The 430-nt window shown below is 39.8% G+C and carries 1 protein-coding gene; it reads left to right on the top strand.

Annotated features, from left to right (window positions below; translation table 11 throughout):
* The coding region (locus GNY06_RS00360; protein ID WP_166518314.1) for a transposase at positions 1-430 on the top strand (430 nt) is incomplete at both ends.

Genomic DNA, 430 nt, shown 5'->3' with positions numbered 1-430 from the left:
TGGAACTCATCAGCAAAGATAAAATAGAACAATGGATTTTACCTCATTTAAGCAAAGGAAAAAGAGGCTTTTCGACGAGATATGATCTGGTAAAAATAATTCAGCTTATTGTAAAACGCCTGAAAACGGGCTGTCAGTGGCGTGAATTAAGTTTGAAAGAATACTTTGTCAAAGAGAAAATCTGCTGGCAAAGCATTTACTATTATTTCAATAAATGGAGCAAAGATGGCTCTTTCAGAAAGGCATGGGTAGGTCTTTTGCTTCTTAATAAAAGAAAATTGGAGATGTCAAGCGTTCAGTTGTACGGCAGCCACACCCCAAGCCGAATGGGAGGTGAAAAGCTAGGCTATCAGGGTAGAAAAAAGGCAAAAACCACCAACAGCATTTTTCTGTGTGATCACCGGGGACAAATGTTGGCAATGGGAAGTCC

This window comes from Elizabethkingia argenteiflava (assembly GCF_009904105.1).
Taxonomy (GTDB): domain Bacteria; phylum Bacteroidota; class Bacteroidia; order Flavobacteriales; family Weeksellaceae; genus Elizabethkingia; species Elizabethkingia argenteiflava.
This window is presented reverse-complemented; position numbering and strand designations above follow the sequence as displayed.